Below are 21,169 nucleotides of genomic sequence, written 5' to 3'. Positions count from 1 at the left end.
GATCACGTCGGGGCAAAAGGTGTCGCCGCTGATGGTGCCGATCATGTCGGAGCAAAAGGCCTGGCCGCTGACGGTGCCGATCATGTCGGAGCAAAAGGTCTAGCCGCTGAAAGCTCGGATCGCGCAGGTAAAAATCAAGTGGCTTCCAAAGAAACTAAGATTCGGGTCGGTGGTATTGGCTCCGATGCGGTGGCTTCACTTAGGTAGTTGGTCAATCTATAGGAGTAGTAGTGAATCCTATGGATCTATATCTCTAAAGGTCGCGGTGGAAATGGCAGTTAGCTGCCATTTCCTCCGCAGATCCGTGCGGAACTATCGCATACGGCTCCTCGCCTTAGTGACGCGAAGCGTTCCCCTGAGTAAGAATGTGCACTTCTGGTTTTGGGGGCTTTCTTGCCTTCATAGGCGGCATGCCGGAGACCAAAACCGCCAAGACGTATCCGGTTTTCGTCGGCGCGTGACAGTTGAAATACTCCCCCCTCTCACCTGCGATGCTGTACAACGGAAAATTCGATCAGCTTTGCCGTCGAAGCATTAAAGGGAGAATCAATCTTGGCTAGTGCGGTACTCATTGCACCGGAAGATGCTGCGCCTGCCATTGCGCTAACCCACTAAACTGTCGTCCGCGTAAAATGCCCCCCACGGAAGAGCGGCAATATAGATCAAATCCTAAGCACAAGTTACGAAACGATAATATTTTGCAAAATCAAATTAAACCCAGACTGATCAACGACCTTGTCGCTAAGTGCCCAGGAGACAAAACTGCTGCCTTCAAGCAAGCTCAAGATCGCTCTTGAAACCTCTTTCGGATTGAGATCTGCCTTAATAACTTTTTGGGATTGACCTATGACTAGATTACTTTCTAACCAAGAAATATGAATCTCAAAAAATTTCTTAGTCAACTCCTTAAGGCTTTCTGGCAGCGCAGACAACTCAGCTGCAAGCGCACCGCAAAGTGGCAACATGCCGTTATCCGAGCTATCGACAAAAAGCTCGGCAAATGCTTTTAGCCGACCTACTACATCATGACTCTCTTCGTTTATTGACTCTAGATTCTTGGAAAATCTAAATAGGTAACTCTCAATAACAGCAATTCCGAGCCCTTCCTTTGTAGGGAAGTGATGATGAATGCTCGCCTTTTTTATGCCAATTTCGTCAGCCAGATCGGCATAGCTAAATGCAGCGTAGCCTTTGGTGCGCAGCAATAACTCGGCGGTGGTTAAAAGGTCGGAACGCGTACTCATAAAGCTTACCTAGAGTTTTTAATGAATGCATATTAGCTGCCTTAAGGCAAGAGTTCAACTCTAGAGATGAGAGGACGCTGTAAAACGACCTCCCATCTCTATTAAGCTAGGCCCCTACGTGGCTAGGATCGCTTTTAATTTCTTCCGAACCTTTAGCTTTGGAACGGACGGCCTTCGACCAACCCAGCATCAGTGCACCAGCGACTAACGGTATAGAAAGAACGGTGTAAGTTCCGTTGGGATAATCGAACGCCAAGAGAACCAATACCACAAGCAAGAAAACAAGAGTTAGCCAAGAGGTGAACGGCGCTCCAGGCATTCTAAATGAGACCATTTCGACCTCACCTCTTTTTACAGCACGACGGTAATTTATTTGCGATAAAACAATGAATGCCCAAGTCGAAATAATTCCCAGCGATACCAAGTTCAGTAAGAGCTCAAATAATTGCGCGGGGATCAAGAAATTCAGTACAACACCAAATACGTTAATCCCCATGGTGACCAAGATCCCCATATAGGGTACCCCTTGACTACTCATGCGTTTAAACATTTTCGGCGCTGACCCACCCATCGCAAGTGACCTCAACACGCGCCCAGTGGCGTATAAACCTGAATTGAGACTTGAGAGCGCCGCTGTCATTACAACAATGTTCATTACGGAGCCAATGCCAGGTACACCAAGTGCTTCAAAAAAAGTTACAAAAGGACTGACGTTAGCGCTATAGGCTGTCCAAGGGAGCACAGTAACAAGCAGGAATACGGAGCCCACGTAAAACAAACTTATTCTCCAGATCACCCCATTAATGGCTTTGGGAATGACTTTTCTTGCATCCGCCGTCTCGCCAGCAGCAGTCCCCACCAACTCTATGCTCGCATAAGCAAAGATGACGCCTTGCACGATGATGATTGCTGGCAAAAGCCCATGAGGAAATATCCCCCCGTTATCCGTGATCAAATGCAAGCCCGGAATATGTCCTGCCACCTCATGCCCAGTAGCAAAAAAGAACGACCCGATCACCAAAAAAATACTTATAGCGGCGACCTTTATCACAGCGAACCAGAACTCCATTTCACCAAACCATTTGACACCGACCATGTTCATCAATGTCACTACACCCAAAGCACTTAGCGCGAATACCCACTGAGGAACATCCGAAAACACACTCCAATACTTCATATAAATAGCAATGGCGGTTATATCAACAACACCTGTTAACGCCCAAACCACAAAATACATCCATCCTGCAACGAAAGAGGCACGTTCACCCATAAACTCCCTGGTGTAAGATACAAAACTTCCACTGCTTGGACGGTGCATCACTAGCTCACCCAGCGCCCTCAAAATGAAAAAGGCAAATATCCCACAAACCAAATAAATCACCGCAAGTGCAGGCCCCGCGATTTGCAGTCTGGCCCCTGCGCCCAGGAACAGACCTGTACCGATGGCTCCACCTAGCGCCATCATTTGTACATGACGTTTCTTTAAATGCTTTGAATATCCGCTTTCATGAGAATCAAGCCAGTTCGATCTATCTTTTAGTTCGCTGCCACACTGAACTGCTGAGAGAGATTGTATTTTTTGTTTTTTCATGTTTCACCCAAGCGATTAATTTGCAGTTTTTGTTCTTATCCCTTGCAAACTTAACTTTCTTCTTCCCATTCCAAACGGGAAGTGCGAGAGAAGCCTTGAGCTCCCATGTCGTCAAAGACACTAAACCTCTCCCGCTCAATGCCACAACACGCTCAGATCATCGCTTTTCGGTCGACCAGGTAGCGAAATCCCAAGACACAAAAAACCTACCATTCACATGGTAGCCATGCAAACTCTATTTTTTAACTATTTTTAATATATTGTTTTTTAACGATTTTTACCTACAAGCCAACCTTGTGGTAGACATTTAATGAAAATGGCATTTTAATCTTGAATCTGCGGTAGCTAGTACGTAGCCAAACCTCACCAAATGCTAGAATTGGAAGCCGGTATGAAAAAATATAAAAACGTGCAAACCCTACTCGCCCACGCCTCTATCGAGCCTGATCAGCATCATGGCTTCGTTAATACACCGGTTTACCGGGGTTCCACTGTGGCGTTCCCTACGTGTGAGTCGATGCGTGAGGGCCGCCAAAAATATACGTATGGCCGGTGGAACAACCCCTCGACGGAAGCATTGACTCAGGCCCTCCAGCAGCTGGAGGGAGCGGAAGGCACGGTTCTTTGCCCTTCGGGGCTCTCGGCATGTACGACTGCCATACTGTCGGTGGTGGGAGCTGGGGATCACCTGCTCATTGCCGACAACGTGTATTCGCCGATAAGGGCTTTTTGTGAGCAGGTGGGTCAACGCCTTGGAATCGAGGTCACGTTTTACGACCCGACAATAGGTGCCGGCATCGTAGATTTCCTCAAACCAAACACTAAAGCCATCTATACCGAATCTCCCGGCTCTTTGACTCTGGAAATACAAGACATCCCTGCAATAGCCAAGGTTGCCCATGAACATGACATCCTAGTTATTACAGACAACACTTGGGGTACCCCGCTTTACTTTCCATCACTGGAACTTGGTGTCGATCTATCCATCATGGCTGCCACGAAATATATCGTCGGTCACTCAGATGCCGTTCTTGGTACCGTATCAGCCTCCAAGCGTGCGTGGGATAGCCTCAAGCGATTCCATTTCAACATGGGATTGTTTGCGAGTCCGGATGACGTGACGCTGGCGCTCCGAGGGATGAGGACGCTAGACGTGCGACTGGAACGTCATTACAAAAACGCGACGACTGTCGCCAAGTGGCTGGAGACACGCGAGGAAGTGGAAGCAGTTTATTATCCTGCATTAGAGTCTCACCCTCAGCACCAATTATGGAAAAGGGATTTTAAAGGAGCATCAGGTTTACTGTCCTTCGTGACAAAACCTTCCACGCAAGCAGCGGCAGATGCACTCTTGGATAGCCTATCGTTGTTTTCAATTGGCTACTCTTGGGGCGGTTTTGAAAGCTTGGCGATGATCGCAGATCCCAAACCCGTTAGAAGTGCGACGTCCTGGGAAATTGATGGGCACCTTGTGCGGCTGCATATTGGTCTTGAAGACCCATCTGATCTGATCGAAGACCTCGAACAAGGCTTTGCGAAATTCAACATGTTACGCGGCTAATCTTCAAGCTAATTATATACACAGCCCTTAATTGGGCTGTGCTTTCTTGTCCGCCCGAATGCTTTATCTCAAGATCAACACCTTCAACACTGCCCGCCGATAAGACTCATCTATTTCCCTTCTAAAACCTGAATCCGACGATAAAGCGTCCGCTCACTAATCCCCAGTTCTTTGGCTAAATCTGCTCGCGACCCTTCGAACCCATTAAGTACCTGGGCAAGGTTTTTTAGAGACTTGCTATTTCTATTTGTAGTTTTGTACTGGGAGACGTAGCCAGTTACATTCGTAGGCAAATCTCTTTCCCGTACAATCCCGTCGTCACTGAACAGACGCGCCCGTTCAAGAATATTTTTTAGCTCCCTGATATTCCCCGGAAATGAATACAGCATAAGGCGCTTCAATGCTTCCTCGTCAATTTCAGCCCGACTGCCAGGTGCAATTCGTTTTAGATGACTTTCTATAAGCAGCGGCAAATCGTCTAAACGCTCTCTCAATGGCGGAAGCGTTATAGGGAAAGCACTGATTCTGTAGTAGAGGTCTTCGCGAAAAGTGCCAAGTTCAACCATATCCTTTAAAGGCTTATGAGTTGCAACAACGAGACGGAAATCGGAATGGATCGTCCGTAAACTACCAACAGGTCTAAAACTGCCAGACTCAATTAGACGCAACAATTTGACTTGCATGGAGAGAGGTACATCGCCTATTTCGTCCAGAAAAAGCGTACCGCCATGCGCAGCCTCTGCAAGCCCAATTTTCTTACTGAGCGCGCCTGTGAATGCTCCTTTTTCATGGCCAAATAATTCACTCTCGAACAGCGACTCTGAAAGGCCGGTGCAGTCGACTACAACCAGAGGTGCCTTTGAGCGCGGACTACCCATATGGAGCGCCCTAGCGAACAGCTCTTTACCGGTTCCCGACTCACCCTGCAAAAGAACGGGAATCGGGGAAGGCGCCGCTCGCTGCAGCGCGCTCAACGCTTGTTTAAAAGACGGCGATACGCCCACTAGCCCCTGCTTTTGCGGCTGCGCAGACGCTATGTCTACGGTGATCAATCTTTCAACGTAAGCAACTACCTGGCCCTGGCGATCCAAAATGGGACGAAGCTCAACATCAACGTGTTCTGGCCCCCGGGGAGTGTGGTGAATATGCAGTACCCTTTCCGCAGCATGGCTATCAAACGCCTTGCGCATTGGACAAAGCTCACCCGCCTGATCGCAGGGAACGGCATAGCCATGCGAAACCTTGAAGCATTTGGAGCCAACGTGCGGTTTTCCCTCAACACCAAAATGCCTTTGATAGGCCTTGTTGGAGGCAATGACGTTGTACTCGACATCCAGGACGATGGTGGGTCTATCGTCATGCTCAAGGTAAGAAATCAACGCTTGAACATCTACATTGCTCGTAGCGATTAGCCCACTACTCATAATCTTCTCCCGAACACGTATGCTTTCTACTGCCAAATACTGCCACAGACTGCCAGTTAACTGCCAAAAATAATGGCAGACACGAATACCTCGCCCTGGAAACTCAGGAAACACGCTGTTTAGAGCGTTCAATGGAAAGATCAACACTGGCATGGATCTTGAGACTGCTGACATAGCAGCTATTCAGGAGCTATCTAATGTATTTCGGCGCAAAAATATTGGTCGAAGAATTCTTTGACGAAGCGACATCGACGTTCAGCTATCTGTTGCTTGACCGCTCTACCATGCAGTGTGCGCTTATCGATAGCGTGCTTGACTACGATCCGAAATCGGGCCGCACAAAAACCGAATCAGCCGACAGAATCGTTGCACGCGTGACGGAGCTGGGCGCATCCGTCGAATGGATCCTTGAGACACATTTACATGCCGATCATCTGACCGCTGCTCAATATTTGAAACAACGGCTAGGCGGCAAGATTGGCATCGGAAACAGAATAAAAGACGTTCAAAAAGTCTTTAGCCACTTGTTCCATACAGAAGATGAACTTAAAAGCGGTTCCGATCAGTTTGATATTTTGTTTGATGACAACGATACGTTTCATATTGGCAGTTTAACCGCCCAAGCGTTGCATACGCCTGGTCATACACCTGCCTGTATGACCTATCTTATCCAGGATGAACAAACAGGTCTCGCGTTCGTGGGCGATACATTGTTCATGCCCGATTACGGCACAGCAAGGTGCGACTTCCCTGGAGGGGACGCCAGAACACTCTTTCGGTCAATACATAAGATTTTGGCGCTTCCTGAATCAACCCACATTTTGATGTGCCACGATTATCGTCCGAATGGCCGACCGCTCGCGTTTATCACCAGTGTAAAAGCACAAAAGCGTGAAAATATCCATGTCCGTGAAGGTACAAGCGAAGATACATTTGTGAACATGCGAGAAACACGTGATGCAACTCTCGACATGCCAATGCTGATACTGCCATCCGTCCAAATCAATATGCGTGGCGGCAACATGCCAGAGCCAGAAACGAATGGTATCCGCTATCTGAAAATACCGCTCAACACGCTTTAACGCTTTAACGCTTTAACCTTGCGTAGTTATCAACGGAAAATAATATGAATACTTATAAATTAAGTTCGGATTTTTCTATTGCGTCGCAACTGACCGTGGTCGATGTGAAGCAACTGGCTGAGCTCGGGATTCGTACTCTCATCTGCAACAGGCCGGATGGCGAGGCAACCGACCAGCCAACACATGTAACGATCCGCCAAGCAGCCGAAGCAGAAGGCATGACGTTTCACTACCTGCCCACCCAAGCATCAGCCATTGCTAATGAAACGGTAGATTCCTTCGTCGCAATTTTAAAGGAAGCGTCGAGACCTGTGGTTGCCTACTGTAGAACTGGCACCCGGTCAGCGATGCTGTGGGCGCTCTCTGAGGCAGGCAAGCAGAGTCTGTCCGCCATTCTCGAAAAAACCAAAAGCGCACAGGTGGATGTTTCTTCACTTGCACGCAGAATCAGCAATGGTGGGCGCACCGCTAATGCCATGGCTACGACTCATCACCAGATCGTCATTGTTGGTGCCGGCTCTGCAGGCATTGCCACCGCAGCCAGCCTGAAGTCACGAGAACCGAATCTGGATATCGCACTAATCGACCCTGCTGATGCGCACTACTATCAACCTGGGTGGACTATGGTCGGCGGAGGCATCTTCGAGGCTGAATCTACTGTAAGGACTATGGCATCTGTCATGCCTCGAGGCGTGACGTGGATCAAAGCAGCGGTAACTGCTTTCGACCCACAGGCCAACGCAGTCGTCCTCGATGGAGGGAGAGTTATTCAGTACGACCAGCTTGTCGTCTGCCCAGGCTTGAAGCTCGATTGGTCGGCTATCAAAGGACTGACTGAGACATTAGGCTCCAATGGCGTAACCTCTAATTATCGCTACGATCTTGCGCCTTACACTTGGAAGCTTGTCCAGGAACTCCAATCAGGCAAGGCCCTCTTTACGCAGCCGCCAATGCCAATCAAGTGTGCGGGTGCGCCTCAGAAAGCGCTCTATCTCTCATGCGATCACTGGTTGAAAAACGATCGCCAGGCGCAGATAAAAACGCAATTTCTTAATTCCGGCGGTGTGCTATTCGGCGTCGCCGACTACGTCCCAGCCCTCATGGCGTACATGGAAAAATATGCGGTCGACTTGAAATTCTGCCACAAGCTGGTCGCCGTGGATGGCCCCAACAAACAGGCGACTTTCGAACGTACCGATAAAGATGGAAACACCCAGACCGTGATTGAGTCGTTTGACCTCCTTCACGTCGTGCCTCCGCAGGTTGCTCCAGACTTTATTCGCTCAAGCCCGCTAGTGGATGAGGCGGGCTGGATCGACGTAGATCCGACGACCTTGGCTCACCGCAAATTTTCCAATGTTTGGGCGCTAGGAGATGTGGTGAATACCACAAATGCGAAAACCATGGCGGCTGCACGTAAACAAGCGCCGGTCGTAGCGAACAATGTCTTGGTTAACCTAGGGATGAAACAGCATCAAGCTGCGTATAACGGCTATGGCTCCTGCCCTCTGACGGTTGAGCGTGGAAAGGTTGTCTTGGCCGAGTTTCTCTATGGCGGAAAGCTAGCGCCGACGTTTGCCACCTGGTTTCTGGATGGGCGCAGACCCTCTCGTTTGAGCTGGTTTCTTAAAGAGAGAATTCTCCCGCCGTTCTACTGGCATTGCATGCTGAAAGGACGTGAATGGTTCGCTGACACGGAAGTAAGTCAGGCGGAGCATTAAAATATGGATGAGCACAGCATGCTGGCCGTCGTTCTTGGCGCGGTCATTGGAGGTGTTTTGGCCATGACCGGTGCAGGCGGGGGAATCCTCGCCATTCCTGTATTGGTTTTCGGTCTAGGTTTATCAATGACTCAGGCGGCACCCGTCGGGCTGCTAGCAGTGGCTTTAGCTTCCGGCGTCGGAGCTGTGCTCGGATTGAAGCAAGGCGTCGTTCGATATAAAGCAGCAGCCTTCATATCGTCGATTGGAATTGTGGCTGCGCCGCTAGGCTTACACCTGGCTCAGCGCATTCCAAACAAGCCTCTCGCGTTGGTGTTTTCGTTAGTTCTCGTGTACGCAAGCGTACGCATGTTGCGCAATGCAAGTCGGGAAATCCGTAATGGCGTTGCCACTCCACGACGCGAGGTGTTGCCCTGCGTACTCAATCCGGCAAAGGGGCGGTTACGCTGGACGCTGCCCTGTGCTCGAGTATTGGCACTAACCGGTTTCACGTCAGGCTTACTGTCAGGCTTGCTGGGTGTCGGAGGAGGATTTGTCATCATTCCGGCCCTTACGCGATACACCAATCTGGAAATGAAAAGTATTGTCGCAACTTCACTTGCGGTGATCGCCTCGGTTTCAATCGGCGGAGTGATTGCAGCCGCTATTAGCGGCGTCATGTATTGGCAAGCAGCAGTACCGTTTGCTGCCGGTGCGGTTTTAGGGTTGATCGCGGGAAGGCAGCTAGCTCACAAGCTGGCCATTCCTCGTTTACAACAGGCATTCTCGATCGTCGGAATCGTCGCAGCCATCATGCTGGGAGCCAGCGTATTCGATTTAGGTCTGGGATCATGACGTGCCAGACAAATTCCAATATCAGCAAGCGTCTCCACTGGGAGACGCTCATTTGCCGAGTTACAGATTACCTGGCTGGCACAACCTTCTGCCGTTGCTCTCCCAGACCGTCAATCCATAAATGGATCTGGTCGCCGGGGTGTAGCCACTGGGGCTCCGGTTTCATCCCCATGCCCACCCCCGGAGGAGTTCCTGTGCAAATTACGTCACCGGGCTGCAATGTCATGTACCGACTGCAGTAGGACACGATCTGCGCAACAGAAAAAATCATCGTTTTTGAGTTTCCGATTTGGCGTCGCTCGCCATTTACGTCAAGCCACATGTCCAGATTCTGCGGATCCGCAACTTCGTCTCGGGTCACCAACCAAGGCCCTATCGGCCCGAAAGTGTCACATCCCTTGCCTTTATCCCATTGTGAACTTTGCATCTGGAAAGCCCGCTCAGAAACATCGTTCACCACGCAGTAACCAGCGACGTAGTCCAGAGCATTGGCTTCGGACACGTATTGAGCCTCACTTCCAATCACTACCCCCAGCTCAAGCTCCCAATCAAGCTTTGTTGAATGCGGAGGCTGGACGATGTCGTCATCCGGCCCAGAGAGGCAGCTGATGGCTTTATGAAAGATGATGGGTTCGGTGGGAATCGCCATGCCAGCTTCTTCAGCATGATCTCGGTAGTTGAGTCCAATAGCGATAAATTTACGCACTTGGGCCACGGGTACTCCGTACCGAACGCCCTCCTCTACCACCGGCAATCCAGCGACATCTAACTTAGATAGTTCAGCAAGAGCTGCAGGGGCCAGTACCGAAGCATCGATATCGGTGACATGCGCAGAGAGATCGCGGATCCGACCATCGGTGTCCAGTAAACCTGGACGCTCCTTGCCTGGTGGGCCAAAACGACAAAGCTTCATTACTACCTCGACTGTCTTCTAAAAAAACAACGAACGTTAATGGAGGCCGTTGAAGGAAGCGCAGCCTCAATCGCAGTGGAATGTGTGTTCTGTGAGCGCTTTAGTCCGATGAAAGCCCTGAGGGGGGCAGTCCGAGCAATCAGCGACCCTCTTGATAATTGAGAAAATCCATCTTATGACATAAAATATATTTTTTTCAATAAACAATATTTTAGTCTTGAGAGGCAGGTAATGGTAGAAAGCGCGGCCAAGAGTCTCACTCAGGCGACATACGAACGCCTACGCAGAGACGTTTTGTCCTGCGTGTTGCCGCCTGGAAGTAGAGTCAACGTCAAGGAGCTATCTGGACAGTACGAAGCCAGCGCAGGCGCAGTGAGAGAGGCCTTGTCCAGAATGACTGCCGAGGGGCTTGTCATAGCCGAACCTCAAAAAGGATTTCGAATTTCAGCTGTTTCGCTGGCGGATCTGAACGACCTCACGCAGGCCCGAATTGAGATAGAAGCGAGCTGCCTTCGCCACTCCATCGAAAACGGCAATGTCACCTGGGAGTCAGGATTGGTTTCGGCCTACCACTGTCTTTCGAGGATTGCAGGGCCTGACACCATCGACCAATACGAAGCTGACGCCTGGAATACAGCGCATGAGGCGTTTCACGAAGCACTGGTCAGCGCTTGCCCAAACACCTGGCTGTTGCGAATGCGAGCAATGCTATTCGAACAAACGGCGCGCTATCGGGCGATGTCGATAGCAATGACTGCCAAGAATAGGGATATCGGTGATGAACACAGGAGGCTCCTCGATGCAGCCTTAGCAAAAGATGCGACCAAGGCCAGTGAGTTGTTGATTCATCACATTCAGACGACTTCCGCAGCTCTGATAAAGGGGCTGGCGAGTATCCAAGCAATGAAGGAGCAATAGCGCTGAGTTAGTGCATCGCCTCTTTAATAATATTGCGGTTCGCCCAAATTGACTGGATTGCAATCAAATTCGAGCGGCGGCAAACGGGCAAGGAGTGGCTGGCACCGCAGAATATCAACTCCAACCACATCGGAGTCGGTATGAAAAAATCATTTCTAGTCGCTGGCATCTTGGCGCTTTCGTTGGCCGCAGGCATTACTCAAGCCCAAGAGTTCAAGGTGCAAAGCAGCAGCCCATTGAACGGACATCTTCAACAGGCCCAGTTCGCCAATGCGTTCGGCTGCAACGGCAAAAATCTTTCCCCTCAAATATCCTGGAGCGGCGCTCCGCAAGGTACGAAGAGCTATGTGGTGACTATGTATGATCCCGACGCACCTACCGGATCAGGCTGGTGGCACTGGGTACTGGCGAACGTACCCGGAAATGTAAATGAGCTAAAGGAAGGCGCGGGCAGCTCTGGAGGCAAACTTCCAGCCGGCACGCTTGAGGTTAAGGGCGATAGCGGTATGCCTGGTTACCTTGGAGCCTGTCCGCCTGAAGGACAGACACACAATTTCCTCATCACGGTTAATGCCCTGAAAGTCGATAAGCTCGAATTACCACCTACTGCCACACCGGCGATGCTCGGGTTTATGGTGCTGGGCAGTTCGCTTGGCAAAGCAACACTCACGGTACAAGGCAACCGCTAATGTCGATGACGAACGCTTACGACTCCTACCGGGCTCTGCACATCATTACTCGACCCGGAGTCGGGACAGCAGGAGTCGTTCTCCAGCAACAGAATCTGGAGTTCAAGCGTTTGTATATTGAAAGCCCTGTGCTGATTTTCGTTGAAAAAGGCATGAAAGCGGTTCGGTGGCCCGGAGGAGAGTATTTGATCCGCGCAGGTGAAGCGATCGTTGTAGCTGGGGGGCAATCGCTCGATATCACCAACAAATTAGCGGAGGACGGCAGTTACCGAGCCCAATGGCTGGCGTGGGATGAAACGCTAATCGCCTTATGCGCCGAATCCAACTTGGATTTGCCAGCCATTAAACATGCCCTCCCAATGAGAAGCGATACCGCAGATTTTGCGGTATCGCTACACCGTGCAATTCAGGCGGTGGAGGACAGCACAATCCCGACCATGATTGCTCGCCATCGCTTGCAGGAGCTTTTGGTATGGATCGGCGTAAACGGAGGCCGACTTGAGCAATCAGGAGCCCTGACAATGGCGGTCAAAGTCAGACGGCTCATCGGAAAAGATCTAGCTAGTGAATGGAGCGCCGAAGCCGTTGCGTCATCCTTTGCGATGAGCGAGGCCACAATGCGTCGCAGATTGGCTGAGGAAGGTACTAACTTAAGCAACCTGCTGATCGATGCTCGTATGTCATTTGCCCTGCAGCTGCTCCAATCGACAGCTCAGCCGGTGATGCAGATAGCACTTTCCGTGGGCTACCAGACGCCGTCTCAATTTGCTGTCAGATTTCGAGATAGATTTGGCTTCCCACCGACTGCGATCAGGGGACATAGACGTGCAGCCTTGATTTGATTGAGCTCCCTGCCCCCTCTCCCTGCCCCCGCCAGTGACAGAGATTTTTTGCTTGCCTCATGGCCCCCCAGATACAGAGCAAAAAAAAGACTACGAATAGAGGGAGTCGACTCCACAATCTTAGATAATTCTGTTGCAAGCCTACCAACTGAACGGTAGCCTTAATCATAGCACCGACCATATATTTCATGAATTTCGCTGGACTTGAGTAACTGCTTCTGGTTCGCAGCAGCTGGACACCCCAAGCTCGAGGTAACGTTACAAGTCTGTAGTAACCTATACGTACTGTGGGGAACAGCTAGTGTCACAGCACATACTTGATATACCGCAATTCAAAGGCGCCAAAAAAGTAGTCCTGTTGACTACTTTAGCAATGCTAGCTTTTGCAGCCAACTCGGTACTTTGCCGGCTCGCACTACGTCATACAGAAATTGATCCTACTTCCTTTACACTTATACGCCTAGTGAGCGGAGCTATCATGCTTTGGGGGCTCCTAGCGATTAAAGGTACTAATTCCCACCCCTCAGGAACCTGGTTTGGTGCTTTCACTCTTTTCGCCTATGCGTTTGCTTTTTCATACGCATATTTGAACTTGGAAACAGGAACTGGCGCACTATTGTTGTTCGGCGCAGTACAACTCACCATGCTTGGTTACGGGTACTACAAAGGCGAGAGGATGCAAGGAGTCGCAATTGCAGGGCTACTTCTTGCGATTGGAGGTCTTGTGGCCTTGTTATTACCCGGAACAAGCGCGCCTGCGCTTGGTAGCGCTGGGATTATGCTGTTGTCAGGCGTTGCATGGGCCGGCTACTCCCTAATTGGCAAGCAATCGAATGATCCACTCGCATCGACAACAGGAAATTTCTTGCGAGCCGTACCTATGATGCTCCTAGCTTCGATCCCCTTCGTTAATGACTTTTCGATCGATTTTTTGGGAGCTCTTTGTGCGGTCGCGTCTGGGACGATTGCCTCAGGTGTTGGTTATGCGATCTGGTACTCGGCGATACGCTCGCTTTCATCATTCCGAGCAGCAACCATCCAACTGAGCGTTCCTGTCTTAGCGTCTCTCGCTGGGGTACTCATCCTGGGTGAGCACCTCACCGTTCGCTTAGCACTGACATCGTTGGCAGTGTTAGGAGGAATTGGCTTGGTGCTTAGCGACAAGCGTTTAGCAACTGGTGCTAGCTGATCTCAAAACTCCTACAGGTTGGCAATTACCAACGGTAGACGGTCGCGTCATAAATCTTAAGGAACCGCATGCAATTCGCAAAAAGCATCAATCTGAAAGTATTGCCCCACACCTACAGTATTTCCCGCCTCCCCGGGGACGAAAAGCTTCCATCCTGGGCAGATGGCGCAGGATTCGTCAGCATCTCACGCTCGTCTGAGGAGCTGTCAATCGTATGCTTGCAATCACGGGTACCTGAAGGAATAAAGGTTGATCGAGACTGGAGGTGCTTTCAGTTCGTGGGCCCGTTCGCCTTCGATGAGACAGGCATCATCCTCTCGGTAATCCGCCCACTTACCGAAGCCGGTTTCGGCGTGTTTGTGGTGTCCACGTTCGACGGCGATTACATGCTGCTCAAAGAGACCGACTTCGAGAAAGGACTGTGGGTGTTAACTGAGGCCGGGCACAAAATTCTCTGTTAACTCTGCAAGCATTGATACCTGAGAATCCGGAACAGAAGCTCCGGTTTGCGAGCAAGCAATCAAAGCTATGACAGGCTCCAATGTCCAAAAAAGGGCCTCGACTGGGCCCTTTATTTGCACTCAAATTAAGATCACTTGGTCAGCCAGGACTCGACGGTGTCGGAGCCGTGCCAGGCTTTCCTGTCCTTTTTGCTACGCTGTCCTCTTTCACGGAGGAAATCGCCACGTCAGTGCGAAGGTGCTGGGAGCTTTTTTAATCAACGTATTAATGGCTACGTTGCTCCCGCAGCTCCAAACCGAGCCATGAATTTTTGAACCTCGATGTCTAACTCATCAAAAAATGTCCCAAGCTCAGCTATGAAATGAGTGATGAAGTCTTGATGAATATGTACACGATGGCCTGGCTCACCCCGCAAACCCACTGTGCCTTGCACAAACCTATTGAGCCTGTCGTTACCATCTGCAGCTAAAACCCCGCCTGCGTGCACCATTTTATTCCGTAGGCGATTTACCTCTTTCACGAATGACAAGCCTGAAACCCCGCCAAGATCAAACCCTGCGACCTTCGACAGGAATAAGCACGCTCGCTCTATGCCCTGCCCACTCAAATCCGTGAGCTTGAGAGGTGTACTCATCGAAGTAGCCAGGGTTTCGCAAAGACCATTCAGCTGATCCTCGATGAAGATATAGATGGAGATAACGAGAGTCGACCGATGTATATCGGGATATTTGTATTGATTGAGATGTAAATCCCAAGCGTAGGAATCGACGATATCCTCTTGGTTGGCTTTTGGATATTTTTCAAGAATCCCTTCGATTTCCTCCTGAAGAATTTCATCCTCACGGCGCCATAGCTTTTCAGTCCGAAAGTGGAAATCCGCAAATTCCTGAAGTTCTCGTTGTGCTAAATCGCAGTAAAAACACAGCCCATTTTCAAAAAAATCCACTTTCATGACCCACCTCTTGCCTTTACGACTTCAACGGCCGACATAGCACAGTCCTACTGCATAAACAAAAAAGGGCCCTAAGGGGCCCTTTGTACTCAAACCAAGATCACTTGGTCAGCCAGGACTCAACGGTCGCAGCGCCGTGCTGTGCTTTCCACTCCTTCAAAGTCTTGTGATTGCCGCCTTTCGTTTCGACTACTTCGCCAGTGTGTGGGTTTTTATAAACCTTTACCTGGCGCGGCTTGCGGCTGCCGGCTTTGGACTCAACGGCTGGAGCGCGACGACCAGCTTGAGGATCAAGCAGAGCGATCACTTTCGGCAGGCTGTAGCTGTACTCGGCAAGCAGAGCACGCAGCTTGGTTTCAAATTCTATTTCTTTCTTGAGGCCAGCGTCGTCTTTCAGGGCTTCGAGCGCCTGAAGCTGTTCAGCGAGGTGTTTTTCTAATTGACGGAATTCGGCGAGTTTCGACATCGTTGTCTCCTTCATATTGATAGGCCATTATCGGGGGCTGCCCGACTCCAAGTCTAGCCAAGGGATCAAAAAAGGATTTTTATGCATTTAGTAATGCTCGACACCTGCGTGTGGCTGGATATTTCATCCCAAAAAGCAGAATTACCAATGCTCACTGCCCTAGAGCATCTGGTCGAAGAAGGAGTAATTAAGCTCCTAGTACCCGAGCTTGTACGTACAGAATTCGAGCGGAACAAGGACAGGGTCATTGAGGCTACACGCAAACGAATTGCCAGTGAGTTTCGAGTTGTCAAAGGGATCATCGAGTCGTTCGGAGGTGAAGAGAATGCCGTTACGTATGCTGACCCGAATCTTCTTGCACAGCGAGTGTCGGGCTCGGAGCTTTTCAGTCGCACGTTGCATGTAGGTGGCCACAGCTTCTTTGATGGGTGCGATATCGGTGAGGCGCTTGCCAAACATTCGGGAACAGCAAATCTCTTGTTTCGGTGGATCAGGTTCATCGAGCTCCAGGCATGGCGTGCCGGCCAACTCACGCGCAGTTTTCTCGATCACCACGCTGATTTTTTTGCGTAACATCCAGGGATCGGTTTTGGAGAGATCCCAGGCGGTCTTGATGCCCATGCCTTCAAGGTGAAGCATCATCTTCCGTCCCACACCCTAAACATCCGAGACCGAGCATTTCTTCAGCACCCAGTTGCGCTGGGTTTGATCGCGAAGGTCGACGACTCCATCGCTCTGCGATTGCCATTTTTTGGCTGCATGATTGGCGAGCTTACTGAGGGTTTTCGTACTAGAGATCCCAACGCCGACCGGGATACCAGTGCGCCGATAAACCTGCGCACGGATCCGACGTCCTAACGCCTTAAAATCACCTGGAACGCCAGCTAAATCAGAAAAGGCTTCATCTGTAGACATGAACGTTGAGCACCAGCGACTCGATCATACTCATCACACCCTCGCTCATATCGCCGTTTATGTGGAGTAGAAAATCAATCGGGAACCGAAAATTTAATTCATGCCACTGCTTCCCCTGCCCCAGCGCCCCTAACTATGTTCCAGCTGTTACCGCAGACCGAAAACTACCCTAGTAAAGTGTAGTGGGCGTGTGTGGGCAGTTTTTAGTACGCACCAACATACCTCAGATCTTCCTTAGACTATATTTCGATAATCTAGCTGGCGCGAAATCGTTCAAAGTTATAAATAAGTGGAAAAAACTGTTAACAACCAATCGTGTGCGAAAAGTGTAATAAATAAAATTGCTTTGAATTCAATAGCGAATAGCAAATGATCATCAATCTCAAGAAAGTCAATATGGAGCAGTATGAAATTTACTTCATGTTGATGGTTGGATCGCCTTATTTTCGGGGCTTGATACTGGCGCAGTGAACCAAGTACATTCACCTCGCTTTCCAATATCGATGGTCGCCAACAGGAAGTTACCCCATGCTCATTGCTAAAGCTGAAGTTTTCTTAACAGAAGTGCCATATAAAAGTCCTTATCAAACCGCAACCAATATAACCGCCAAAGGTCGACATGTAGTCTTGAGGGTGACGACAAATACGGGGCTGGTTGGATGGGGAGAGTCGGGGATTATATCGAGAGGGTATCCTGCGCAGGGTGACACTCCCGAAACGATGCTGGCGGTATTGGAAAATTATTTATGCCCAGCAATAATCGGTAAAAATCCGTGCATGTTTGAAATAATAATGAATGAACTCGATAGCGTAATTAAAGGCCATCTTTTTGCCAAATGCGCGATAGATCATGCACTTCTAGATCTTGCGGGAAAAGCATACGGCGTTCCAGTCTGCAACTTGTTAGGAGGAGCGCATGCACTTAGCTACAAGGTAAGCCGCAGCCTGCCGTTTGCTTGCGCGAAAGTCGTCACTGAACGTGCTCTTGAATTACAGGGGCTTGGTTACGAGCGACTGACACTCAAGGGATCCGGCGTATTGAAAGACGATTACACCTGTTTTAAATCTGTCAGGCAAGCTTTAGGAGATGACTTTGAGTTGGAAGTAGACCCCAACTGTGCCTATGACATTTCCACCGCTATTCAGTTTATAAAGCGCATAGAACAGCACGGCGTTTTTGCTGTCGAGCAACCAACACCTGGCCACGATATCGCCGGCTTGGCCGAGGTCAAACGCAATGTCTGCACCCCTATCATTGCCGATGAAAGCGTTTTCAATGCCAGAGATCTCAAGGAGATAATTCATCTTAACGCCGCGCATGTAATCTGCCTGAAACCATTCAAGTCCGGTGGCATATTAGCCTCTCGCCGCTTATGCGCCGCGGCGGAGATCGCCGATTTGCAAGTGAGCACCGGTAGTATGCATCCATTTGGTATTGGCACCGCTGCCCTTCATCATTTTGTTTCTACGCTAAAAAATGTAGCAACCACAGGATACGGGTGCCCTACTGAGAGATTTGCAGACGATATAATTGACGAGAGTTGCTACTCATTTCGTGATGGTCAAGTTACACTTTCCATCGATAAGCCAGGATTAGGCGTAGAGGTTAATGAAGAAAAACTACTTTCATATACCTCACTCTATAAATCAATCGAGCGCTCAAAAGCCGTATAACCCCTTTAAGGCAATGGATTGTATTTTATGACTTTTATAACGCTCGTCGATTCTACGCTGCGCGAAGGAAATCAAGCCCCAGGGGTTAAACTCACAACCAAATCGACCTTGACCATAGCCTACGCACTCGCGGACGCGGGTATCGACTTTATCGAAGCAGGCCACCCGTACGCGTCGAAACAAGAGTTCGACAGAGTCACCGCTCTTGTAAAATCAAAAATCGCCAAAAACATACTCGCACACTCCCGCGCTCACCAAGACGACATTGATGCCGTTGCGGCGACAGGGGCAAACTGGATAGGAATATTTGCAGGCATCAATGAAACGTCACAGAAGTATCGCATTAGAAAATCAAAAGCACAGATACAAGATCTAATTAAACGAAGTGTGCTGTATGCAAAATCACTCGGCCTGAAAGTTCGCTACACTATTGAGGACGCTTCCAGGACGCCATCTGATGATTTGATTGAGACGTTTAAAATTGCTAAAGCTGCCGGTGCGGATCGAATTTGCTATGCAGATTCATTAGGGGTTTGCGATCCTTTCAAGGTTCAGGCCACTATTAAACTAATCAGGCAATCATTATCTGACATTGATCTCGAAGTGCACTTCCATGACGACAGAGGTTTGGCGATGGCGAATACCTTAGCCTCCATAGAGGCAGGCGCTACTTTTATTTCCTGCACGGTCAATGGCATCGGCGAACGATGCGGCATCACCGAAACATGTCTTCTGATTACTAATCTGCACTTCAACTCAATACTTTGCAGCGGTAAAGCCTCGAAAGTCTTAAAGCTCAGCAGCATCGTTTCGAAAGAGCTGGGCGACGCCTTTGACCGACGGCGCCCGATTATCGGCGAGTACAGCTTCGTACATACCGCAAAGCTTCATGTGACCGCCAATTCCCGAAACAAAAATTGCTATCACTGGATAGACCCTGCTTACTTGAGCGAATAAACCGCGAACTTGAATCTTATGCGAGCACCTCAACATGATGGGCCATGAGTGGTTGACAGGCGTCGGTCTGGTTTTCCTCGGAATAATAACGGGATTCGTCGGAACCAACACGGGTGGGAGTGTATTTTTAACCGTCCCAGTGATGATCTGGTTGGGGATTCCGCCTCAGTCGTCGATCGCCACAGCGCGCCTGGCTTCGGTAGGCACTATGGTTGCCGGACTGCGGCACTTCCATAATCAGGGAAAGGTCGATTATGCGTTGGCCGTTCCGGCAGCGGTACTTGGGCTGGCCGGGGCTCTTGGAGGAGCGAGCCTTCTTCTTCGAATAGACCCCGCGCTGCTGCACAAAGTAATTGGCGGGCTGACACTGCTGCTAGTCGCACTGTCGCTTATAAAAAAGCCTCGTAACGGCGAAACACCTCCCTCAGCGATCAGGCGTCTGTTTGGCTATATTCTTTTCATCCCAGTAGGAATGATCGGCGGGTTATTGGGTGGACAAGCCAAACTCTCGACGTATTTATTCATTATCTTTTTCAGAAAAACCATTAGCGAATCGGTGGGTACCCGCAAAGTCGGCGGGCTCGTCCTCTCCGTGGGCTCACTAATAATTTTCGGCGTCAGCGGCATCATTAACTGGCAGTACGGATGGTGTCTGGTTATTGGCACGCTATTGGGTGCAAATGCCGGCGCGAAGTTTGCGTTAAAGAAGGGCGACCAATGGATGGAGTCAGTTTTCAATATAGTCGTGATCGCATTGGCATTGAGGATGCTGTTCTGGTAAGCAGAAATCACGCAGTCCAACGAAATCGGAAGGTGTACTCTCGAATACGTGAATGGGCTCCCCCTGTTTGCCAAGCCTTCATTTAGAAACGCTCATGTCCTGCCCTTTCTAGATTCGATCTCACAGGGTGTTCTGTTATCCAAAGCTGGCACGTTGTTAAGTTTTTAATTAGGCCGTCTAGCTTCTCTAAATCGCCTTCCACAATCGCGCGCTCATCCGCCGTCAATGGAACTGTTTTTAGGGAATTGTCCTATGTTGGCTTTGCTTTCCAAAGCTTGAGCTCATGCACCGACTTTTGGCTGGTTGAAATCACAGCCCTAGATCTCGACCCAACTGATCCGCTTTCACTTCATCTGTGGCAAGACCAACCTTCATGAGGTGCAATTGCAATTGGTTGCGCAAATGCATTCTCAGACGAGACCTAAGCTCGACGTAGTCGGCAGATGGGCCTGCATAGATATCACGACGTTTCATCACGTCACGCAGCACCCTGACGCTCTCAGTGCCAATCCCTGACGCGTGCAGCCGCACGCTAGGATCGAACCCAGGATCTCTCTTGAAACTACCGACAGCCTCTTCAACCAATCGCACAAACGCTGGCGCGTCACATGCCTGCTGAGCTGTGCGCCAAATCTTAATCTCCAACTCATCTTCCATCTGCTCTCTCCGATTCATACGAGACTCCGCGCACGTGAAAGTTGTCCGACACGGGTATTTTTTAAAAAAATGACTCGTTGTTTGAAATCAAACGGGGAAGCAGCGGCTTACGCCGCGAAGTGGCGATTTTGCTATGCCCATAAGGCAGGCCATACGTCAGCGTCAGCAGGATAAATCGCAGGAAAAAAGCCAGAAGCAGAAGCACTGCTAAAGCAAAAACTCACACCGTTTCGTCAGCAGGAACGGCGGAAGGAGGAGCGCCGAGATCGCTGCTTTTCTGTTGCTCTCAAATTAAAA

The 21,169-nt window shown here is 49.9% G+C and carries 19 protein-coding genes and 3 pseudogenes; 14 read left to right on the top strand and 8 right to left on the bottom strand.

Going from position 1 to position 21,169, the window contains the following annotated elements; translation table 11 throughout:
- Window positions 1-207, top strand: a pseudogene (locus AF70_RS29720) (hypothetical protein); the annotation flags it as partial.
- Window positions 208-680: 473 nt separating this feature from the next.
- Here AF70_RS29720 and AF70_RS00815 read toward each other — a convergent pair.
- Window positions 681-1,244: a TetR/AcrR family transcriptional regulator gene (locus tag AF70_RS00815; RefSeq protein WP_008022721.1), complete on the bottom strand. Its 564-nt coding sequence runs from the start codon at window positions 1,242-1,244 to the stop codon at window positions 681-683.
- A gap of 106 nt (window positions 1,245-1,350) precedes the next feature.
- On the bottom strand, window positions 1,351-2,835 hold the full coding sequence (locus tag AF70_RS00810) for an amino acid permease (RefSeq protein ID WP_028941111.1): 1,485 nt from the start codon (window positions 2,833-2,835) through the stop codon (window positions 1,351-1,353).
- Window positions 2,836-3,226: 391 nt separating this feature from the next.
- Between AF70_RS00810 and metC the strand changes: the two genes are divergently transcribed.
- The gene (gene metC / locus AF70_RS00805) at window positions 3,227-4,396 is read left to right on the top strand and encodes a cystathionine beta-lyase (RefSeq protein ID WP_028941110.1); all 1,170 of its coding nucleotides are present in this window, start codon (window positions 3,227-3,229) and stop codon (window positions 4,394-4,396) included.
- Window positions 4,397-4,506: 110 nt separating this feature from the next.
- On the opposite strand, the gene AF70_RS00800 is transcribed toward metC, so the two are convergent.
- Window positions 4,507-5,820, bottom strand: coding sequence for a sigma-54-dependent Fis family transcriptional regulator (locus tag AF70_RS00800; protein ID WP_028941109.1), 1,314 nt, complete (start codon window positions 5,818-5,820; stop codon window positions 4,507-4,509).
- A gap of 197 nt (window positions 5,821-6,017) precedes the next feature.
- On the opposite strand from AF70_RS00800, the gene AF70_RS00795 reads away from it, so the two are divergent.
- Genes AF70_RS00795 through AF70_RS00785 form a run of 3 tightly spaced genes read left to right on the top strand, consistent with a single transcriptional unit; the run spans window position 6,018 to window position 9,457 of the window.
- Window positions 6,018-6,902, top strand: coding sequence for an MBL fold metallo-hydrolase (locus AF70_RS00795; protein WP_019579178.1), 885 nt, complete (start codon window positions 6,018-6,020; stop codon window positions 6,900-6,902).
- Window positions 6,903-6,946: 44 nt separating this feature from the next.
- Complete coding sequence (locus tag AF70_RS00790) at window positions 6,947-8,623, top strand: bifunctional protein tyrosine phosphatase family protein/NAD(P)/FAD-dependent oxidoreductase (RefSeq protein WP_028941108.1); 1,677 nt, start codon at window positions 6,947-6,949, stop codon at window positions 8,621-8,623.
- 3 nt (window positions 8,624-8,626) lie between these two features.
- On the top strand, window positions 8,627-9,457 hold the full coding sequence (locus AF70_RS00785; RefSeq protein ID WP_019579180.1) for a sulfite exporter TauE/SafE family protein: 831 nt from the start codon (window positions 8,627-8,629) through the stop codon (window positions 9,455-9,457).
- 67 nt (window positions 9,458-9,524) lie between these two features.
- Here AF70_RS00785 and AF70_RS00780 read toward each other — a convergent pair whose 3' ends face one another.
- Window positions 9,525-10,370 (bottom strand): fumarylacetoacetate hydrolase family protein, encoded by an 846-nt coding sequence (locus AF70_RS00780; RefSeq protein ID WP_019579181.1) that lies wholly within the window; start codon window positions 10,368-10,370, stop codon window positions 9,525-9,527.
- 231 nt (window positions 10,371-10,601) lie between these two features.
- Here AF70_RS00780 and AF70_RS00775 point away from each other — a divergent pair, with 231 nt between their 5' ends.
- The 5 genes from AF70_RS00775 to AF70_RS00755 all read left to right on the top strand — a co-directional run bounded on the left by AF70_RS00775 (window position 10,602) and on the right by AF70_RS00755 (window position 14,469).
- Window positions 10,602-11,288 carry a GntR family transcriptional regulator gene (locus AF70_RS00775; RefSeq protein ID WP_019579182.1) on the top strand — a complete coding sequence of 229 codons (687 nt, stop codon included), beginning with the start codon at window positions 10,602-10,604 and terminating at the stop codon, window positions 11,286-11,288.
- A gap of 140 nt (window positions 11,289-11,428) precedes the next feature.
- Window positions 11,429-11,977 carry a YbhB/YbcL family Raf kinase inhibitor-like protein gene (locus tag AF70_RS00770; protein ID WP_026331682.1) on the top strand — a complete coding sequence of 183 codons (549 nt, stop codon included), beginning with the start codon at window positions 11,429-11,431 and terminating at the stop codon, window positions 11,975-11,977.
- Window positions 11,977-12,819, top strand: a complete 843-nt coding sequence (locus tag AF70_RS00765) for an AraC family transcriptional regulator (RefSeq protein WP_019579184.1) — start codon at window positions 11,977-11,979, stop codon at window positions 12,817-12,819. Before AF70_RS00770 ends, AF70_RS00765 begins: the two co-directional genes overlap by 1 nt.
- A gap of 478 nt (window positions 12,820-13,297) precedes the next feature.
- Window positions 13,298-14,008 carry a DMT family transporter gene (locus tag AF70_RS00760; protein ID WP_028941107.1) on the top strand — a complete coding sequence of 237 codons (711 nt, stop codon included), beginning with the start codon at window positions 13,298-13,300 and terminating at the stop codon, window positions 14,006-14,008.
- A gap of 68 nt (window positions 14,009-14,076) precedes the next feature.
- Window positions 14,077-14,469 carry an ACT domain-containing protein gene (locus AF70_RS00755; protein ID WP_019579186.1) on the top strand — a complete coding sequence of 131 codons (393 nt, stop codon included), beginning with the start codon at window positions 14,077-14,079 and terminating at the stop codon, window positions 14,467-14,469.
- Window positions 14,470-14,741: 272 nt separating this feature from the next.
- Here the strand turns inward: AF70_RS00755 and AF70_RS00750 are convergent, their stop codons facing one another.
- On the bottom strand, window positions 14,742-15,422 hold the full coding sequence (locus tag AF70_RS00750; RefSeq protein WP_019579187.1) for a hypothetical protein: 681 nt from the start codon (window positions 15,420-15,422) through the stop codon (window positions 14,742-14,744).
- Window positions 15,423-15,522: 100 nt separating this feature from the next.
- Window positions 15,523-15,888: a histone-like nucleoid-structuring protein, MvaT/MvaU family gene (locus AF70_RS00745; protein ID WP_019579188.1), complete on the bottom strand. Its 366-nt coding sequence runs from the start codon at window positions 15,886-15,888 to the stop codon at window positions 15,523-15,525.
- 81 nt (window positions 15,889-15,969) lie between these two features.
- Here AF70_RS00745 and AF70_RS29945 point away from each other — a divergent pair.
- Window positions 15,970-16,134, top strand: a pseudogene (locus AF70_RS29945) (PIN domain-containing protein); the annotation flags it as partial.
- A gap of 63 nt (window positions 16,135-16,197) precedes the next feature.
- On the opposite strand, the pseudogene AF70_RS00735 reads toward AF70_RS29945, so the two are convergent.
- Window positions 16,198-16,882: pseudogene (locus tag AF70_RS00735) on the bottom strand (DNA polymerase V subunit UmuC); the annotation flags it as partial.
- A gap of 449 nt (window positions 16,883-17,331) precedes the next feature.
- Here AF70_RS00735 and AF70_RS00730 point away from each other — a divergent pair.
- Genes AF70_RS00730 through AF70_RS00720 form a run of 3 tightly spaced genes read left to right on the top strand, consistent with a single transcriptional unit; the run spans window position 17,332 to window position 20,215 of the window.
- Window positions 17,332-18,477, top strand: coding sequence for a mandelate racemase/muconate lactonizing enzyme family protein (locus tag AF70_RS00730; RefSeq protein WP_081013812.1), 1,146 nt, complete (start codon window positions 17,332-17,334; stop codon window positions 18,475-18,477).
- Window positions 18,478-18,504: 27 nt separating this feature from the next.
- Window positions 18,505-19,434, top strand: coding sequence for a LeuA family protein (locus tag AF70_RS00725; RefSeq protein ID WP_050438330.1), 930 nt, complete (start codon window positions 18,505-18,507; stop codon window positions 19,432-19,434).
- A gap of 34 nt (window positions 19,435-19,468) precedes the next feature.
- Window positions 19,469-20,215, top strand: coding sequence for a sulfite exporter TauE/SafE family protein (locus AF70_RS00720; protein WP_028941105.1), 747 nt, complete (start codon window positions 19,469-19,471; stop codon window positions 20,213-20,215).
- A gap of 309 nt (window positions 20,216-20,524) precedes the next feature.
- Here the strand turns inward: AF70_RS00720 and AF70_RS00715 are convergent, their stop codons facing one another.
- Complete coding sequence (locus AF70_RS00715; protein WP_028941104.1) at window positions 20,525-20,872, bottom strand: hypothetical protein; 348 nt, start codon at window positions 20,870-20,872, stop codon at window positions 20,525-20,527.
- Window positions 20,873-21,169 lie beyond the last annotated feature (297 nt).

Origin of the sequence: Pseudomonas sp. KD5 (genome assembly GCF_012932895.1) — a bacterium.
Lineage (GTDB): Bacteria > Pseudomonadota > Gammaproteobacteria > Pseudomonadales > Pseudomonadaceae > Aquipseudomonas.
The sequence above is the reverse complement of the archived record's forward strand: the minus strand, read 5'-3'. Positions and strand labels throughout refer to the sequence as shown.

Coding starts and splice junctions, on each gene's coding strand:
- AF70_RS00755 (WP_019579186.1), top strand. CDS start 14,077: ATGCAATTCGCAAAAAGCATCAATCTGAAAGTATTGCCCCACACCTAC.
- AF70_RS00750 (WP_019579187.1), bottom strand. CDS start 15,422: ATGAAAGTGGATTTTTTTGAAAATGGGCTGTGTTTTTACTGCGATTTA.
- AF70_RS00790 (WP_028941108.1), top strand. CDS start 6,947: ATGAATACTTATAAATTAAGTTCGGATTTTTCTATTGCGTCGCAACTG.
- AF70_RS00730 (WP_081013812.1), top strand. CDS start 17,332: ATGCTCATTGCTAAAGCTGAAGTTTTCTTAACAGAAGTGCCATATAAA.
- AF70_RS00770 (WP_026331682.1), top strand. CDS start 11,429: ATGAAAAAATCATTTCTAGTCGCTGGCATCTTGGCGCTTTCGTTGGCC.
- AF70_RS00810 (WP_028941111.1), bottom strand. CDS start 2,835: ATGAAAAAACAAAAAATACAATCTCTCTCAGCAGTTCAGTGTGGCAGC.
- AF70_RS00815 (WP_008022721.1), bottom strand. CDS start 1,244: ATGAGTACGCGTTCCGACCTTTTAACCACCGCCGAGTTATTGCTGCGC.
- AF70_RS00715 (WP_028941104.1), bottom strand. CDS start 20,872: ATGGAAGATGAGTTGGAGATTAAGATTTGGCGCACAGCTCAGCAGGCA.
- AF70_RS00775 (WP_019579182.1), top strand. CDS start 10,602: ATGGTAGAAAGCGCGGCCAAGAGTCTCACTCAGGCGACATACGAACGC.
- metC (WP_028941110.1), top strand. CDS start 3,227: ATGAAAAAATATAAAAACGTGCAAACCCTACTCGCCCACGCCTCTATC.
- AF70_RS00725 (WP_050438330.1), top strand. CDS start 18,505: ATGACTTTTATAACGCTCGTCGATTCTACGCTGCGCGAAGGAAATCAA.
- AF70_RS00800 (WP_028941109.1), bottom strand. CDS start 5,820: ATGAGTAGTGGGCTAATCGCTACGAGCAATGTAGATGTTCAAGCGTTG.
- AF70_RS00780 (WP_019579181.1), bottom strand. CDS start 10,370: ATGAAGCTTTGTCGTTTTGGCCCACCAGGCAAGGAGCGTCCAGGTTTA.
- AF70_RS00795 (WP_019579178.1), top strand. CDS start 6,018: ATGTATTTCGGCGCAAAAATATTGGTCGAAGAATTCTTTGACGAAGCG.
- AF70_RS00765 (WP_019579184.1), top strand. CDS start 11,977: ATGTCGATGACGAACGCTTACGACTCCTACCGGGCTCTGCACATCATT.
- AF70_RS00760 (WP_028941107.1), top strand. CDS start 13,298: ATGCTTTGGGGGCTCCTAGCGATTAAAGGTACTAATTCCCACCCCTCA.
- AF70_RS00745 (WP_019579188.1), bottom strand. CDS start 15,888: ATGTCGAAACTCGCCGAATTCCGTCAATTAGAAAAACACCTCGCTGAA.
- AF70_RS00720 (WP_028941105.1), top strand. CDS start 19,469: ATGATGGGCCATGAGTGGTTGACAGGCGTCGGTCTGGTTTTCCTCGGA.
- AF70_RS00785 (WP_019579180.1), top strand. CDS start 8,627: ATGGATGAGCACAGCATGCTGGCCGTCGTTCTTGGCGCGGTCATTGGA.